Consider the following 15,637-nt stretch of genomic DNA (forward strand, 5'->3'; position numbering starts at 1 on the left):
GGAACGCCACATAACCGCTATAATCGTTGCCTTTTCTCAGGCTACCCGACTTCAACCATGAGCCAATCCAGCGACCTGATCCAATCCGCCCAACGCACCATCCGCCTCGAACTGGAAGCCGTAGAGGGCTTGCTGACACATATCGACGCAGATTTCGTACGCGCTTGCGAGATGATTTTGGCCAGTAAAGGCCGGGTGGTCGTGGTCGGCATGGGCAAGTCAGGACACATCGGCAATAAAATTGCCGCAACCCTGGCCAGCACCGGCACCACGGCTTTTTTTGTCCACCCGGCAGAAGCCAGCCACGGCGACATGGGCATGATTACCCGCGATGACATTATCCTCGCACTGTCCAACTCCGGCTCGACCGCCGAAATCGTCACCCTGCTGCCACTGATCAAGCGCCTGGGCATCAAGCTGATCAGCATGACCGGCAACCCCGAATCGCCGCTGGCCAAGGCCGCCGATGTCAGCCTGGATGCCCGCGTGGCCCAGGAAGCCTGCCCGTTGAATCTGGCACCGACCTCGTCCACCACGGCAACCTTGGTGCTGGGCGATGCACTGGCTATTGCCCTGCTTGAAGCTCGCGGTTTTACTGCAGAAGATTTCGCCTTTTCCCACCCCGGCGGAGCACTGGGCCGACGCCTATTGCTGAAAGTGGAAAACGTCATGCACTCTGGCGATGAACTGCCGCAAGTCGTGCGCGGTACATTGCTCAAGGAGGCGTTGATGGAAATGACCCACAAGGGCCTGGGCATGACCGTCGTCATAGAAGAGGACGGTCGACTGGCCGGAATCTTTACTGACGGCGACTTGCGCCGCACCCTGGACCGCGAAATCGACATCCGCAACGCCACCATCGACGCGGTCATGACCCCGCACGGCAAAACCGCCCGCGCCGACATGCTGGCAGCCGAAGCCCTTAAAATCATGGAAGACCACAAAATCAGCGCGCTGGTGGTGGTCGACAAGCAAGATCGTCCGGTTGGCGCCTTGAACATGCACGATCTGCTACGCGCAGGAGTAATGTAATGACCCAGGAACTTCTCAAGCGCGGCAAGGGCATCAAGCTGGCCATTTTTGACGTTGACGGCGTATTGACCGACGGCCGCCTGTATTTCCTCGAAGATGGCAGCGAATTCAAGACCTTCAATACCCTCGACGGCCAGGGCATCAAGATGCTTATGGCCGCCGGTGTGCAAACGGCAATTATCAGCGGCCGCAAAACCCCGGTGGTCGAGCGTCGCGCACAAAACCTGGGCATCCCGTATCTGTACCAGGGCCGCGAAGACAAATTGGTCGTACTGGACGAGCTTCTTGGCCAACTCAACCTAAGCTATGAACAGGTTGCCTACCTGGGAGATGACTTGCCCGACCTGCCGGTTATCCGCCGGGTAGGTCTGGGCATGGCCGTGGCCAACGCTGCGGACTTTGTCCGCGAGCACGCCCACGGGGTAACCCGGGCGCGGGGTGGCGAAGGTGCCGCCCGTGAATTCTGCGAGCTGATTCTGCGTGCCCAGGGCAGCCTGGACGCAGCCCACGCCGCCTACCTATAGAGCTTTCTATGCTGAGCAAAAAGATTCGCCAAATAGTGCTGTTTACAGTGATTGCCTCGCTGTTTGCAGCTGCTGGCTACTGGAATATCAGGCCGGAACGTTTTCTCAATGCCCCTACCCTGGCGGTGGATGAAAACGCTATCGACTACTACGCCACCAATGCACACAGCCGTCAGTTTTTACCTGACGGCAAGCTGCAGTACGACATGACGTCCGAGAAGCTTGAACATTTGAAGGCTTCCGAGGTCACTCAGATGACCCAACCGAAAATGCAGCTCTACCGCGGCACGGCCTACCCGTGGAACGTGCAGAGCGAGCGCGGTGAAGTCAACCCGGATGGCACCGAGGTCGAGCTTATCGATTCGGTGCGCATCGCGCGCACTGACGAAAAAAACCGCACCACCATTATTACCAGTACCCGTATGACTGTATTCCCCCAGAAGGAATATGCGCAGACCGAGCGAGACGTTAGAATCGACGGCGCTGGCGGCGTAACCACTGGCAAGGGCATGAAAGCATATTTGAAAGACAGCAGGATGGACCTGCTGTCCAACGTAAGAGGACAGTATGAGTCTCGTTAAAACCCTCCCTTTATTGCTCAGCCTGAGCGCAGCACTGGGAAGCGTGAGCGCCTGGGCTCTGCCGAACGACACCGAACAACCTATTCGCATCCAGGCCAACGAGGCACAACTGGATGACAAGCAAGGTATTGCCACCTACAAGGGCGATGTCATCATCACCCAGGGCTCGATGAAAATCACCGGCAACACCGTCACCATCACCCGTAATGCTGCGGGCGAAATCGACGTGGTGACATCCGTCGGCAACCTGGCCTACTTCGAGCAACTGCAAAAAGCCACTGACCCCAAACCGGTACAGGCTTATGCCGTCACCATTCAATACCATGCACCACAAAACCGCATCGTACTGATTGACAAGGCCAAAGTGATCAACGACGGCAATACCACCGAGGGCGAGAAAATCGTCTACGACACGGTAAAACAGATTGCCAGTGCCGGTCGCGCCAATGGCGCCAATGTCACCGCACCTCGCCCGCGCATCGACATGGTGATCCAGCCCAAGAAGAAAACCGACCAGCAGAAGGCCCAGTAATGGCAACTCTGAAAGCCCAGCATCTGGCCAAAAGCTACAAGAGCCGTCAGGTAGTACGTGATGTCAGCCTGTCGATCGACAGCGGGCAAATCGTGGGCCTGCTCGGCCCCAACGGCGCGGGCAAAACCACCTGTTTCTACATGATTGTCGGCCTGGTGCACGCCGATCAGGGTCGCGTACTGATCGATGACCTGGACGTCAGCCACGAGCCCATGCATGGTCGCGCACGCGCCGGTATCGGTTACTTGCCACAGGAAGCCTCGATCTTTCGCAAGCTGTCGGTGGCCGACAACATCATGGCAATCCTCGAAACCCGCAAGGAGCTCGACAAGACCGGTCGTCGCAAGGAGCTGGAAAGCCTGCTGCAGGAATTCCATATCAACCATATTCGCGACAACCTGGGCATGAGCCTGTCGGGCGGTGAGCGCCGTCGGGTAGAAATTGCCCGCGCACTGGCCACGGCACCCAAGTTCATCCTGCTCGACGAACCCTTTGCCGGTGTCGATCCGATCTCGGTGGGCGACATCAAACAAATCATCTACCACCTCAAAGCCAAGGGCATTGGCGTGCTGATCACCGACCACAATGTCCGTGAAACCCTCGATATCTGCGAAACGGCCTATATCGTCAATGACGGGCAATTGATCGCTGAAGGCGATGCTGAAACGATTCTGGCCAACAAGTTGGTGCGGGAAGTTTACCTGGGTCACGAGTTCCGCCTATAAGCCCGGACACATCATGGGCAGCCAGGGCATCCGGGCAGTAAAAATGCGCCAGCATTTTATTGCCCGAATATTCAACGGGGTGCTCTCGATCAGTTCACCACCCGCAAACTAATTTAGACCGCCCCCTAGGCAAACGCACCGGTTTCAGGCATATAATTTGCTTATGTTTGGCGCTCACGCGCCCTGTAGTGGATGGCGCCATGTGCGCCGGCGAATAAGGTGTTAAGCCCCTGCCATGAAACCATCGCTAGTCCTGAGAATGGGCCAGCAGCTGACAATGACACCTCAGCTGCAACAGGCCATCCGCCTGCTCCAATTGTCGACCCTCGATCTGCAACAGGAAATCCAGGAAGCCCTGGAGTCCAACCCCATGCTCGAGCGCCAGGAAGAAGGCGACGACTTCGACAATGCAGACCCCCTTGCCGACAACATTGAGCAAAAGCCCAATCCCGACGTTCAAGAGCCCACCTACCAGGAAACTGCCCAGACCGTAGATAATCTGGAAGACGGTGACTGGGGTGAGCGCATTCCCAACGAACTGCCCGTGGACACTGCCTGGGAAGACATCTACCAGACCAGCGCCAGCAGCCTGCCAAGCAACGATGATGACGAGTGGGACTTCACCACCCGCACCTCGACCGGTGAAAGCCTGCAAAGCCACCTGCTGTGGCAATTGAACCTGGCTCCGATGTCCGACACCGACCGTCTGATCGGCGTAACCCTGATCGACTGCATCAACAACCAGGGCTACCTGGACGAAACCCTCGAAGAAATCCTCGAAGCCTTTGATCCGGAACTGGACATTGAACTCGATGAAATCGAAGCCGTCCTGCACCGCATCCAGCAATTCGAACCGGCTGGCATTGGCGCGCGCAACCTGGGTGAATGCCTGCTCCTGCAATTGCGCCAACTGCCTGCCAAGACCCCCTGGCTGAGCGAGGCCAAGCGCCTGGTCACCGACTACATCGACCTGCTGGGCGCACGCGACTACAGCCAGCTGATGCGCCGCATGAAGCTCAAAGAGGACGAACTGCGCCAGGTCATTGAACTGGTACAAAGCCTCAACCCGCGCCCGGGTTCGCAAATCGAATCCAGCGAAGCCGAATACGTCGTACCTGACGTGATCGTGCGCAAAGACAACGAGCGCTGGCTGGTCGAGCTTAACCAGGAGTCCGTACCGCGCCTGCGGGTGAACGCGCAATACGCCGGTTTCGTACGCCGAGCCGATACCAGCGCCGACAACACCTTTATGCGCAACCAGCTGCAGGAAGCACGCTGGTTTATCAAAAGCCTGCAAAGCCGCAACGAAACCCTGATGAAAGTGGCGACCCAGATCGTCGAGCACCAACGCGGCTTTCTCGAGCATGGCGATGAAGCCATGAAACCCCTGGTACTGCACGATATCGCCGAAGCGGTGGGCATGCACGAATCCACCATTTCCCGGGTTACCACACAAAAATTCATGCATACCCCACGGGGCATTTATGAACTTAAATACTTTTTCTCCAGCCACGTCAGCACCTCTGAAGGCGGCGAATGCTCCTCCACCGCGATCCGTGCCATCATCAAAAAACTGGTTGCAGCGGAAAATCAGAAAAAGCCGTTGAGTGACAGCAAGATCGCTGGTTTACTGGAGGCACAAGGTATTCAGGTAGCCCGTCGCACCGTCGCCAAGTACCGCGAATCCCTCGGGATAGCGCCTTCGAGCGAACGCAAGCGTTTGATGTAAGCCACGGACCCCGGCGTTTCAGTGGCAGGCTGCTCGGCCTGCCGCTTTATGCAATGGCATCAAAGGAGAAACTGTATGCAAGTCAACATCAGTGGACACCAACTGGAAGTCACCGAACCGCTACGCGCATACATCGGCGAAAAACTCGACCGACTGGAGCGTCACTTCGACAAGATTACCAACGTACAGGTAACGATGGCGGTCGAAAAACTGAAACAGAAAATCGAGGCCACCTTGCACATCCATGGAGGAGAAGTCGTTGCCAACGCCGAGCATGACGATATGTATGCCGCCATCGATCTGCTCACTGACAAGCTTGATCGCCAACTGAAAAAGCATAAGGAAAAGACCCAAAGCCTGCTCCAGGGCGCGACCGGTCGTTAATACTCCCTACCCATGATCCGACTTGAAAGTATCCTGACCCCCGGCCGTTCCCTGGTGAACGCGCCGGGCGGCAGTAAAAAGCGTGCACTCGAACATATTGCCAACCTGATCAGCCGCGAAGTGCCTGGTCTCGAAATGCAGGATGTTTTCGAGAGCCTTATTGCCCGTGAAAAACTGGGTTCCACCGGTTTTGGCAACGGCATCGCCATACCCCATTGCCGCCTCAAGGGCTGCGAGTCGCCTGTAAGCGCCTTGCTGCACCTCGACGCCCCCATAGATTTCGACGCCATCGATGGCGCGCCGGTCGACCTGCTTTTCGTTTTGCTGGTGCCAGAAGCGGCAACCGATGCACACCTGGAACTGCTCCGGCAGATTGCCAGCATGCTCGATCGCAAAGACGTGCGCGAAAGACTGCGCAACGCACCTAGCAACGAAGCGTTGTATCAGGTTGTTCTGGACGTACAGAACGGTCATTAATCATGCGCTTAGTCATAGTCAGCGGACGCTCCGGCTCCGGTAAAAGCACTGCCCTCGCCGTCCTTGAAGACAACGGTTTCTATTGCATCGACAACCTGCCAGCCGGCTTGCTGCCGGAACTGGCCGAACGCGCGTTGATTCACACTGAACTGGCCCAGCCACTGGTGGCCGTTTCGATCGATGCGCGCAACCTGCCGAGTCATTTGTCACGTTTTCCGCAGTTGCTTGAAGAGGTGCGTAACCGGCATATCCAGTGTGACGTGCTGTACCTGGATGCCGACGAAGAAACCTTGCTCAAGCGCTTCTCGGAAACCCGCAGGCGCCACCCGCTCAGCAGCGCGAGCCGCTCCCTTGCCGAAGCCATTCGCGATGAAACCCAGCTTTTGGGCCCCATTGCCGACCTTGCTGACCTGACCATCAATACCACCAATCTGAATCTGTATCAGTTACGTGACACCATCAAGCTGCGCCTGCTGAACAAGCCAGAGCCAGGCACCGCCTTTTTGGTGGAGTCGTTCGGTTTCAAGCGCGGTATGCCGGTGGATGCCGACCTGGTGTTTGACGTGCGCTGCCTGCCCAACCCGTACTGGAAACCCGAGCTGCGCGAGCAGTCAGGGCTGGACCAGCCGGTAGCCGATTATCTGGCGGCGCAACCTGATGTCGAAGAGATGTTCCAGGACATCTCCAGCTACCTGCTTAAATGGCTACCGCGCTTTGCAGCCAGCAACCGCGCCTATGTGACAATCGGAATCGGCTGCACGGGCGGGCATCACCGCTCCGTGTACCTGACCGAACGCCTGGGCAAATGCCTGCAAGAAACTCTGAAGAACGTCCAGGTTCGCCACCGCGACCTTACTTGAAGGATCTACCCCGCGATGCCTGCAGTGGAAATTGAAATCATCAACAAACTGGGCTTGCACGCCCGTGCATCGGCAAAGTTTGTCGGCATCGCAGGGCAGTTTCCATGTCAGATCCAGGCGGGTCGCACCCCTGAGTCGATGGTCGACGGCAAAAGCATCATGGCCATGATGATGCTGGCCGCCGGCAAGGGCACAACCATCCACATCAAGACCGAAGGTGAGAAGGATCAGGAGGCGCTGGACGCACTGGTTGCCCTGATCAACAACTACTTTGATGAAGGCGAATAAGCCTGAAGCTTTTTTGACGCAGCGGCAGGAAAACTGCCACCGTGGGAGGGAGCCTGTTCGCGAAGGTCGTTCGCGAGCAGGCTCCCTCCCACGGCAGGAATTGATCGACTAAAGAGTATCTGCAGAGATCGATTCAACCAAGCGCCGTATCCATCACCATCATCAAACAAAAGCCGACACACAGCCCCAGGCTCGCCAGCTTTTCGTGGCCATTGCGCCGCGACTCGGGGATGACTTCCTGGGTGACCACCAGCAGCATCGCACCGGCCGCTAATGCCAGACCCAACGGCAACAGCACCTCGGCCAAGTTGACCAGCCAGGCACAGAGCACCGCAAAGACCGGCTCAACCAAACCTGATGCCGCACCAATCAGGAACGCCTTGACCCGCGACATGCCCGCCCCTGCCAATACAAGGGCAATCACCAGGCCTTCCGGCACATCCTGCAACGCAATGCCCATCGCCAGGCTATCGGCATCCGGCATGCCGCCACCCGCCGACACCCCGACCGCCATGCCTTCAGGAATGTTGTGCGCCACAATGGCAATCACAAACAACCAGATGCGCGGCGCGATGACCGGCTCGCCGGGGCGACTGACAAATACCTCCGGCCCGGCGCCCGAGACCTTGCGATCCACCAGAAACAGGCAGAATGCGCCCAGCAGGATCCCTGCACTTATAAGCCCGCTGGCGGGCCAGGGTGACAACCCCAGGCTTTGCGCTGCCGCAATGCCCGGCACAATCAGCGAAAAGGCCGTGGCCGCCAGCATCACACCGGCCCCAAAGCCCAGCAGAGTGTCACTGACCGCCACCGGCATTTTTCGAATAACCAGGACAGGCACGGCGCCTAACGCCGTGCCCAGTGCACACAACGCACCGCCCTGCAGCGCCCGCAGCAGCCGGGGCTCCAGATCCAGCCAGACCAGCCCCTTGGCAACCAACAGGGCCGTACCCGCCAACAGCAAAAGCGTACCGAAGGCATAGCGAAACATTCGAACGCCACCGACCGCTAAAATTTGCGTGCCCATAATCCGCCTGAATCCTTTCGTTGCGCTTAGCCAATCGCCGCTTGATAGCGTCGCGCCACTTCCGGCCAGTTGATCACGTTGTAAAACGCGTTGATATACTCCGGGCGGCGGTTTTGATAGCGCAGGTAATACGCGTGCTCCCACACATCAAGCCCCAGGATCGGCGTATTGCCGTTCATCAGCGGGCTGTCCTGGTTGCCGCTGCTTTCGATTACCAGCGTTTTTTGCGGGGTCACGCTCAACCATGCCCAGCCACTGCCAAAACGCGTCAGCGCGGCTTTGGTAAAGTTTTCCTTGAACACCTCCAGACCACCCAACTGCTCATCAATCGCCTTGGCCAGCGCACCTTCGGGCTTACCCCCGCCTTTAGGGCTCATGACTTCCCAGAACAACGAGTGGTTGGCATGCCCGCCACCCTGGTTGATCACTGCAGCGCGCAGCTTTTCGGGCAACTGATGAACACTGGCCACCAGTTTTTCCACCGGCCACTTGGCCCATTCGGTGCCCTCTACGGCCGCATTGAGGTTGTTGATGTAGGTCTGGTGATGCTTGGTGTAGTGAATTTCCATGGTTTGCGCATCAATATGCGGCTCAAGCGCGTCATAGGCATAAGGCAATGCAGGCAAGGTGTAAGTCATTTCAATGTGCTCCTAAGTGATGGCCGCTAACTGTCGAGAACTCATGGCTGCTCTGAGCCACATTGCTTTTGAGCAACAGGTTGGAGCGCGGGTACTCGCCGTACTCACTGATAAAATTCAAAAGCTCTACGTAGGTCTTGCTGCTCTGACGCAGCGCCGCTTCACGCAATGCTGTCGGCAGGCGCGCGTTCTGCATGGTTTGCAACAATCGCTGATGAATCGCACAGAGGTACTCCACGCTCTCCTCCGGTTGATTGAGGCGCAAATGCAGATCCGCCAGGTTGTGGTGTGAAATGACGCAGGCGGCCACTGCTTCGTCGGCATCACTCCAGCGCTCGAACAGCACCTGGGCCAGGGCCAGCGCCTGCAGATAATGCTCGCGGGCATCGACCAGTTCGCCTTCGGCGAAACAGCGGTTGGCTCTTTCGATCGTGCGTTTCCAGTGATCCATGTGAACCTCCAAAGCAGTGTCGATGGATTAAACGCCGCCGGCGGTGAGTTTCTCGGGGTCGAGAAGGACCTCAAGCTGGCTGCGTGACAAATCCGTGTATTCAAGTGCCACATCGATTACCGGGCGCCCTTGCTGGTAAGCGGTCTTGGCAATTTCGGCGGCTTTTTGATAACCGATGATCGGGTTCAGTGCCGTTACCAGGATCGGGTTGCGCGACAGCGCTTCCTTGAGCTTGGCTTCATTGACCTTGAAGCTGGCGATGGCCTTGTCAGCCAACAGGCGGCTTGAGTTGGCCATGAGTTCGATGCTGCTCAACAGGTTGTGCGCAATCACCGGCAGCATGACGTTCAGTTCGAAATTGCCGGACTGACCTGCCACGGTGATCGCCGCGTCGTTGCCGATGACCTGGGCCGCGACCATCGCCGTGGCTTCCGGAATCACCGGATTGACCTTGCCCGGCATGATCGACGAGCCCGGCTGTAACGCCTCAAGTTCGATTTCGCCCAGACCGGCCAGGGGGCCGGAGTTCATCCAGCGCAGGTCGTTGGCGATTTTCATCAGTGACACTGCCGTGGCCTTCAACTGACCAGAAACAGCCACTGCGGTGTCTTGCGAACCAATCAAGGCAAACAGGTCCTTGCCCGGCGTGAAGGCCACCCCGGTCAGCTCGCTGAGTTGCTGACTGAATAACGCAGCAAACTGCGGGTGGGCGTTAATCCCGGTGCCCACCGCGGTACCGCCCTGGGCCAGGGCTTGCAGAGCTGGCTGCAGGTTGTGCAAATGCTCGATGTTAGCCTTGAGCTGCTGCGCCCAACCATTGAGCACCTGGCTCATGCGTACCGGCATCGCGTCCATCAAGTGGGTGCGCCCGGTTTTGACGTAGGCGTGAACCTCGATCGCCTTGCGCTCGATCACCTGCACCAGATGGCTCAGCGCCGGCAGTAACTGCTCGTGCAGGCCCAGTGCAGCGCTGACATGGATGGTGGTCGGGATAATGTCGTTGCTGCTTTGCCCGCAGTTGACGTGATCGTTGGGGTTCACCGGCTCGCCCAGCAGCCGCGTGGCCAGGGTTGCAATCACTTCGTTGGCATTCATGTTGGAGCTGGTGCCCGAACCGGTCTGGAAAATATCCACCGGGAAGTGCTCCATGAAATCACCGGTCAACAGGATCTGGGTGGCCTCGACAATCGCCTCGCCCTGGGCCGCGCTGATCTGCTTGAGTTCAACGTTGGCCAGGGCCGCTGCGCCCTTGGCCAGGATCAGGGCGCGAATGAATTGCGCAGGCATGCGTTGATGGCTGATGGGGAAGTTGTCGACTGCACGCTGGGTTTGCGCACCGTACAACGCGGATTCAGGCACACGCAACTCACCCATGCTGTCACGTTCGATACGAGTGTTACTCATCGGGAAATCCTTGCACCAGTTCTGTTAAAGAAATTGAAGGTTCGAGCTCGCAGGTTGCCAACTGCCAGGCAAAGCTTTGCCAGCGCTTGAGTCGGCAATTGCACAAGGCTTGGGTTTCGAGGTCGCGCAGCGGACGCCACGCGTTGTCCAGGCACAGATTGCGCCAGTGCCAAGGCAGCGCGGTGTCAGTGGCTGTATCTAGCATCAGGCGGAAGGTGGTGACCGCAATCAACCACGGGGAAGTGGCTGTACAGCCAGCAAGATAGCGGCCTTCAGCCAGGTAATGCTCGATCAGGCGCGGCTCGTCCGGCGCCAGCCCGCAGCGGATCTGGCGGCTCATCCAGCGCCAGCTTTCTAGATACGGCCCTTCACGCAACGCAGAACTCATGACCCAGGCTCACTCGATAATGAGATTCATTATTAAGCGATATTGATTATCAAAACAAGTCTGCTAAAGGACAGGATGCACAAACACAAAAAAGGCGTATCACCGTTGCAGTGATACGCCTTGGCATGGAACAGGCCAGTCTTAGCTGCCCGCCACCATCATGCGTTCAATCAGCACCGAACCGGTGCGGATGTTGCTGCGCAGCTCCAGATCGTTGCCCACGGCCACGATCTGTTTAAACATATCGCGCATATTGCCGGCGATGGTCACTTCCTGCACCGGGAACTGGATTTCGCCATTCTCGACCCAGAAACCCGCCGCGCCACGGGAATAGTCACCGGTGACCATGTTCAGGCCGCTGCCCATTAACTCGGTGACAAACAGACCACGCCCCATTTTGCGAATCAAGGCTGCCTGGTCTTCATCACCGTGTGTCACAAAGAGGTTATGCACGCCGCCGGCGTTGGCAGTGCTCGGCATGCCCAGTTTGCGCCCCGAGTAAGTGCTCAGGATGTACGAAACCAACTCGCCGTCCTTGATAAACGGTTTGGCGTAAGTGGCCAGGCCATCATTGTCGAACGACGAGCTGCCCATGGCGCGCATCAGGTGCGGGCGCTCATCCAGGGTCAACCATTCAGGGAAAATCTGCTGCCCCATTGCATCGAGCAGGAACGACGATTTACGGTACAGGTTGCCACCCGAGACTGCCCCCAGGAAACTGCCAAACAGGCCGCCAGCCAGTTCGGCCGAGAACAGCACCGGCACCTCGCACGTCGGTACCGGGCGCGAGCCCAGTCGCCGGGCAGCGCGCTCGGCGGCGCGCTGGCCAATGCTCACGGCGTCCATCAACAACTCGCCCTGGCAATTGACGTCATACCAGTAGTCACGCTGCATCTGGCCGTCGCCTTCGGCAATCATTACGCAACTGAGGCTGTGACGGGTCGAAGCCGAGCCGCCGATAAAACCATGGCTATTGCCGTACACGCGGCAGCCCTGATGGGTGCTGAGGGTGGTGCCATCGGCATTTTTGATCCGGCTGTCGGCCTCAAATGCAGCGGCTTCGCAGGCCAGGGCCTTTTCAATGGCCTGCTCGGGGGTGATGTCCCAGGTGTGGAACACATCAAAGTCTTTCAGTTCACGCGCCATCAGGCTGGCATCGGCCAAACCCGAGCTTTCGTCTTCCGAGGTGTGTTTGGCAATCGCCAGGGCGGCGGCGACGGTTTCGCGGATGGCATCCGGGCCGGTGGCCGAGGTGCTGGCCGAGCCTTTGCGCTGGCCTACATAGAGGGTGATGCCAAAACCCTGGTCACGGTTGAACTCTACGGTTTCAACTTCGCGCTGACGTACCGAGGTCGATAACCCCTGCTCCAGCGACACGGCGACTTCACAGGCGCTGGCACCCTGGCGCCTGGCTTCGGCGATGATTTGCTCGACCTGTTCCTGCAGTGCCGGCAAGGCCTGCGGGCCGACGCTTTGAACTGCACTCATGGTTTTCTCCACTCAAATTCTGTTTTCGGCAGGGCCGCCGAGCGACCGGGCCGGACAAGCGGCCCCCGACTGGTTATCATGGCGGCGTTTCTTTGCGGACTGCCACCATGGTTGATTCTTACGACGACGCCTTCGACGGCGAAAAAAGCAAATCGCAGGTCAAACGCGAGCTTCATGCTCTGGTTGATCTGGGCGAGCGTCTCACGACACTCAAGCCTGACTTGCTGAACAAAATGCCCCTGACTGACGCTATGCGTAAGGCTTTGGCAGATGCTCCAAAACACACGGCTCATATTGCGCGCAAGCGCCATATGATGTTCATCGGCAAACTGATGCGCGATCAACCGCTTGACGAAATTCTTGCCTTGATCGATCAAGTCGATGCCTCTTCTCGCCAGTACAACGAACGTTTTCACAACCTCGAGCGCTGGCGTGATCGCCTGATCGAGGGTGATGACGCTGTACTGGAAAAGTTTGTTGCCGAGTTCCCTGAAGCCGACCGCCAGCAAATGCGTTCGGTGATACGTCAGGCCAAACACGAGCTGGCTCATAACAAGGCACCGGCTTCAAGCCGCAAATTGTTCAAGTACATCCGTGGGTTGGACGAGACTCAACGCGGTCTGCGTTAAGACTCGTACCCGTGAAGGTTGCCTGGCAACCTTCACGGGACCTCCCCTCAACCGCCCGTACCGCCTACAGTGATCGCGTCAATCTTCAGGGTTGGCTGGCCGACACCTACCGGCACCGACTGCCCATCCTTGCCACACGTGCCTACGCCGCTGTCCAGCGACAGATCGTTACCGACCATCGACACCTTGCTCATTGCTTCCGGCCCGTTGCCAATCAGGGTCGCGCCTTTGACTGGGCGAGTGATTTTGCCGTCTTCAATCAGATAGGCTTCGCTGGTGGAGAACACAAACTTGCCGCTGGTGATATCGACCTGACCACCACCCAGATTGGCGCAGTAGATGCCCTTTTTCACCGAAGCGATGATTTCGGCAGGATCGCTTTCGCCGCCCAGCATGTAGGTGTTGGTCATGCGCGGCATCGGCAAGTGCGCATAGGATTCGCGACGGCCGTTGCCGGTGCGCGCCACGCCCATCAGACGGGCATTGAGCTTGTCCTGCATATAGCCCTTGAGCACGCCGTTTTCAATCAGGGTGGTGCACTCGGTCGGGGTGCCTTCGTCATCCACGCTCAGCGAGCCACGGCGGCCCGCCAGGGTACCGTCATCGACGATGGTGCACAGTTTGGAAGCAACCATTTCGCCCATGCGTCCGCTGTAGGCAGAACTGCCCTTGCGGTTGAAGTCCCCTTCCAGACCGTGACCCACCGCTTCATGCAACAGTACGCCGGACCAACCCGAGCCCAGAACCACCGGCATGGTGCCTGCCGGAGCCGGTACCGCTTCGAGGTTGACCAGGGCCTGGCGCAACGCTTCACGGGCGTAACCCATGGCACGATCGTCAGTGAGGAAATAGCGGTAGTCGGTACGCCCGCCACCACCATGACCGCCGCGCTCGCGACGGCCATTCTGCTCAACGATGACGCTGACGTTGAAACGCACCAGCGGCCGGATATCTGCCGCCAGCCCGCCATCGGTGGAGGCCACCAGAATCCGCTCCCAGACCCCGGCCATGCTCACGGTGACTTGCTGGATACGCGGATCTAGGGCGCGGGTGGCGGCATCGACACGCTTGAGCAGCTCGACCTTTTCTGCGCGGCTGATGACTTCCAGCGGGTTGTCCGGGCCATACAGCTGAGCCACGTCCTGAGTGGTGAACGCCTGCACCGTGCCGTTTTGCCCGGCACGGGAGATCGAACGGGCGGCGCGGGCGGCCTGACCCAATGCGTCCAGGGTAATGGCATTGCTGTAGGCAAAGCCGGTCTTCTCGCCAGACTGGGCGCGAACACCTACACCCTGGTCGAGGTTAAAGCTGCCTTCTTTGACGATGCCGTCTTCCAGCGCCCAGGATTCGGAAATCTGGCCCTGGAAATACAGGTCTGCCGCGTCGATACCCGGCCCGGCCAGGTCGCCCAATACGCTTTGCAGGCTTTCGATGGTGACACCTCCGGGTGCCAACAGGTGTTCGCTGACTGAGGTCAACAACTCGCTCATAATCACTCCGTCTTGGCCCCTGCTTCAGCATCTTTGAGTGCTGAACCCTCGGGCCTGAAAAATCTGTTCTGTGGGAGCGGGCTTGCTCGCGATGGCATCGATGCGGGGCAACGGTTACACCCTGTCGCCTGCATCGCGAGCAAGCCCGCTCCCACTTAAATTAGATGGGCGTTGAACCGCCGATGGCTCACCACCGGCATGCGCGCCCTGATATCCGCCTGCTCAAGCGCATCGCGGCGGGCCAGCAACACCCCCTCGCCCTGCGCCTGCTCGGCCAGCACCCGCCCCCAGGGATCGATAATGGCTGCATGCCCCCAGGTTTCTCGCGGGCCCGGATGCACGCCGCCCTGGGCCGCTGCAAGGATATAGCACTGGGTTTCAATGGCGCGGGCGCGTATCAGTATCTCCCAATGGGCCGCACCCGTGACAGCGGTAAAGGCCGAGGGCGCGGTAATCAGTTCAGCGCCCGCAGTGCGCAGCTCACTGTACAGCTCCGGGAAGCGCAGGTCATAACATACGCTCAGGCCCAGCTTGCCCACCGGGGTATCAACCACCACCACACGCTTGCCCCGGGCATAGTCATCAGACTCGCGATAGCGGCCACGGTTGTCAGACACATCCACATCAAACAAGTGCAATTTGTCGTAACGGGCCGCTTGCTCGCCCTCGGCGTTGATCAGCAATGAACAAGCATTGACCTTGGCTTCAGGCTGCCCCTCGGGGGGCAGAGGCAAAGTACCAGCCACTACCCATAACTTGAGGTCGCGGGCGGTCTGTTTCAACCAGGGCAGGATCGGGCCCTCGCCCAACGCCTCGGCGCGGCCGATGGCGGCAGTATCGCGACGGCCCATCGCGGCAAAGTTCTCGGGCAACACGGCCAGTTGCGCACCGCCTTGGGCAGCCTCTTCCAGCAGCCGGCGCGCCTGGGCCAGATTGGCCAGGACATCGCTCTGGCTGACCATTTGAATCACTGCCAGGGTCATGCTGCGC

Annotated in this window: 19 protein-coding genes; 11 read left to right on the plus strand and 8 right to left on the minus strand. The window is 58.7% G+C overall.

From position 1 onward, the window contains the following. Positions 1-57 precede the first annotated feature (57 nt). From HBN79_RS12350 to HBN79_RS12395, 10 genes are all read left to right on the plus strand, one after another. Positions 58-1,032: a KpsF/GutQ family sugar-phosphate isomerase gene (locus HBN79_RS12350; RefSeq protein WP_095001144.1), complete on the plus strand. Its 975-nt coding sequence runs from the start codon at positions 58-60 to the stop codon at positions 1,030-1,032. Next, positions 1,032-1,556: an HAD family hydrolase gene (locus HBN79_RS12355; protein WP_095001143.1), complete on the plus strand. Its 525-nt coding sequence runs from the start codon at positions 1,032-1,034 to the stop codon at positions 1,554-1,556. Before HBN79_RS12350 ends, HBN79_RS12355 begins: the two co-directional genes overlap by 1 nt. A gap of 8 nt (positions 1,557-1,564) precedes the next feature. Continuing rightward, complete coding sequence (gene lptC / locus HBN79_RS12360; protein ID WP_169916756.1) at positions 1,565-2,137, plus strand: LPS export ABC transporter periplasmic protein LptC; 573 nt, start codon at positions 1,565-1,567, stop codon at positions 2,135-2,137. Next, on the plus strand, positions 2,124-2,669 hold the full coding sequence (gene lptA, locus HBN79_RS12365) for a lipopolysaccharide transport periplasmic protein LptA (RefSeq protein ID WP_095001141.1): 546 nt from the start codon (positions 2,124-2,126) through the stop codon (positions 2,667-2,669). Before lptC ends, lptA begins: the two co-directional genes overlap by 14 nt. After that, a complete protein-coding gene (lptB, locus tag HBN79_RS12370; protein WP_095001140.1) occupies positions 2,669-3,394 on the plus strand; it encodes an LPS export ABC transporter ATP-binding protein in 726 nt (241 codons plus the stop codon). The genes lptA and lptB overlap by 1 nt, the downstream gene beginning before the upstream one ends. A 235-nt stretch (positions 3,395-3,629) precedes the next feature. Next, positions 3,630-5,123 (plus strand): RNA polymerase factor sigma-54, encoded by a 1,494-nt coding sequence (locus HBN79_RS12375; RefSeq protein ID WP_095001139.1) that lies wholly within the window; start codon positions 3,630-3,632, stop codon positions 5,121-5,123. 75 nt (positions 5,124-5,198) lie between these two features. After that, positions 5,199-5,507, plus strand: coding sequence for a ribosome-associated translation inhibitor RaiA (raiA, locus tag HBN79_RS12380; RefSeq protein ID WP_016781796.1), 309 nt, complete (start codon positions 5,199-5,201; stop codon positions 5,505-5,507). A 12-nt stretch (positions 5,508-5,519) separates the two neighbouring features. Continuing rightward, positions 5,520-5,984 (plus strand): PTS IIA-like nitrogen regulatory protein PtsN, encoded by a 465-nt coding sequence (ptsN, locus tag HBN79_RS12385; RefSeq protein ID WP_095001138.1) that lies wholly within the window; start codon positions 5,520-5,522, stop codon positions 5,982-5,984. Between the two features lie 2 nt (positions 5,985-5,986). Further along, complete coding sequence (rapZ, locus tag HBN79_RS12390) at positions 5,987-6,844, plus strand: RNase adapter RapZ (protein WP_019825031.1); 858 nt, start codon at positions 5,987-5,989, stop codon at positions 6,842-6,844. A gap of 15 nt (positions 6,845-6,859) precedes the next feature. Next, positions 6,860-7,132, plus strand: coding sequence for an HPr family phosphocarrier protein (locus HBN79_RS12395; RefSeq protein ID WP_095001137.1), 273 nt, complete (start codon positions 6,860-6,862; stop codon positions 7,130-7,132). 133 nt (positions 7,133-7,265) lie between these two features. Here HBN79_RS12395 and HBN79_RS12400 read toward each other — a convergent pair whose 3' ends face one another. The 6 genes from HBN79_RS12400 to pmbA form a co-directional block, all read right to left on the minus strand. Continuing rightward, positions 7,266-8,159 carry a ZIP family metal transporter gene (locus tag HBN79_RS12400; protein WP_095001136.1) on the minus strand — a complete coding sequence of 298 codons (894 nt, stop codon included), beginning with the start codon at positions 8,157-8,159 and terminating at the stop codon, positions 7,266-7,268. 26 nt (positions 8,160-8,185) lie between these two features. Continuing rightward, a complete protein-coding gene (locus HBN79_RS12405; RefSeq protein ID WP_153326378.1) occupies positions 8,186-8,797 on the minus strand; it encodes a superoxide dismutase in 612 nt (203 codons plus the stop codon). Position 8,798: 1 nt separating this feature from the next. Beyond that, the gene (locus HBN79_RS12410; protein ID WP_095001134.1) at positions 8,799-9,248 is read right to left on the minus strand and encodes a hypothetical protein; all 450 of its coding nucleotides are present in this window, start codon (positions 9,246-9,248) and stop codon (positions 8,799-8,801) included. A gap of 27 nt (positions 9,249-9,275) precedes the next feature. Further along, a complete protein-coding gene (locus tag HBN79_RS12415; protein WP_095018241.1) occupies positions 9,276-10,652 on the minus strand; it encodes a class II fumarate hydratase in 1,377 nt (458 codons plus the stop codon). Further along, positions 10,645-11,040 (minus strand): FagA protein, encoded by a 396-nt coding sequence (locus HBN79_RS12420; RefSeq protein ID WP_095001132.1) that lies wholly within the window; start codon positions 11,038-11,040, stop codon positions 10,645-10,647. The genes HBN79_RS12415 and HBN79_RS12420 overlap by 8 nt, the downstream gene beginning before the upstream one ends. Before the next feature lie 141 nt (positions 11,041-11,181). After that, positions 11,182-12,528: a metalloprotease PmbA gene (gene pmbA / locus HBN79_RS12425; RefSeq protein ID WP_169916757.1), complete on the minus strand. Its 1,347-nt coding sequence runs from the start codon at positions 12,526-12,528 to the stop codon at positions 11,182-11,184. Positions 12,529-12,635: 107 nt separating this feature from the next. Here pmbA and yjgA point away from each other — a divergent pair, with 107 nt between their 5' ends. Continuing rightward, a complete protein-coding gene (yjgA, locus tag HBN79_RS12430; RefSeq protein ID WP_016781786.1) occupies positions 12,636-13,157 on the plus strand; it encodes a ribosome biogenesis factor YjgA in 522 nt (173 codons plus the stop codon). Positions 13,158-13,204: 47 nt separating this feature from the next. Here yjgA and tldD read toward each other — a convergent pair whose 3' ends face one another. Then, complete coding sequence (gene tldD / locus HBN79_RS12435; RefSeq protein ID WP_016781785.1) at positions 13,205-14,647, minus strand: metalloprotease TldD; 1,443 nt, start codon at positions 14,645-14,647, stop codon at positions 13,205-13,207. 155 nt (positions 14,648-14,802) lie between these two features. After that, a complete protein-coding gene (locus HBN79_RS12440; protein ID WP_095001129.1) occupies positions 14,803-15,630 on the minus strand; it encodes a carbon-nitrogen hydrolase family protein in 828 nt (275 codons plus the stop codon). Positions 15,631-15,637: the final 7 nt, after the last annotated feature.

The organism is Pseudomonas sp. WS 5051 (genome assembly GCF_012985715.1).
Lineage (GTDB): Bacteria > Pseudomonadota > Gammaproteobacteria > Pseudomonadales > Pseudomonadaceae > Aquipseudomonas > Aquipseudomonas bubulae.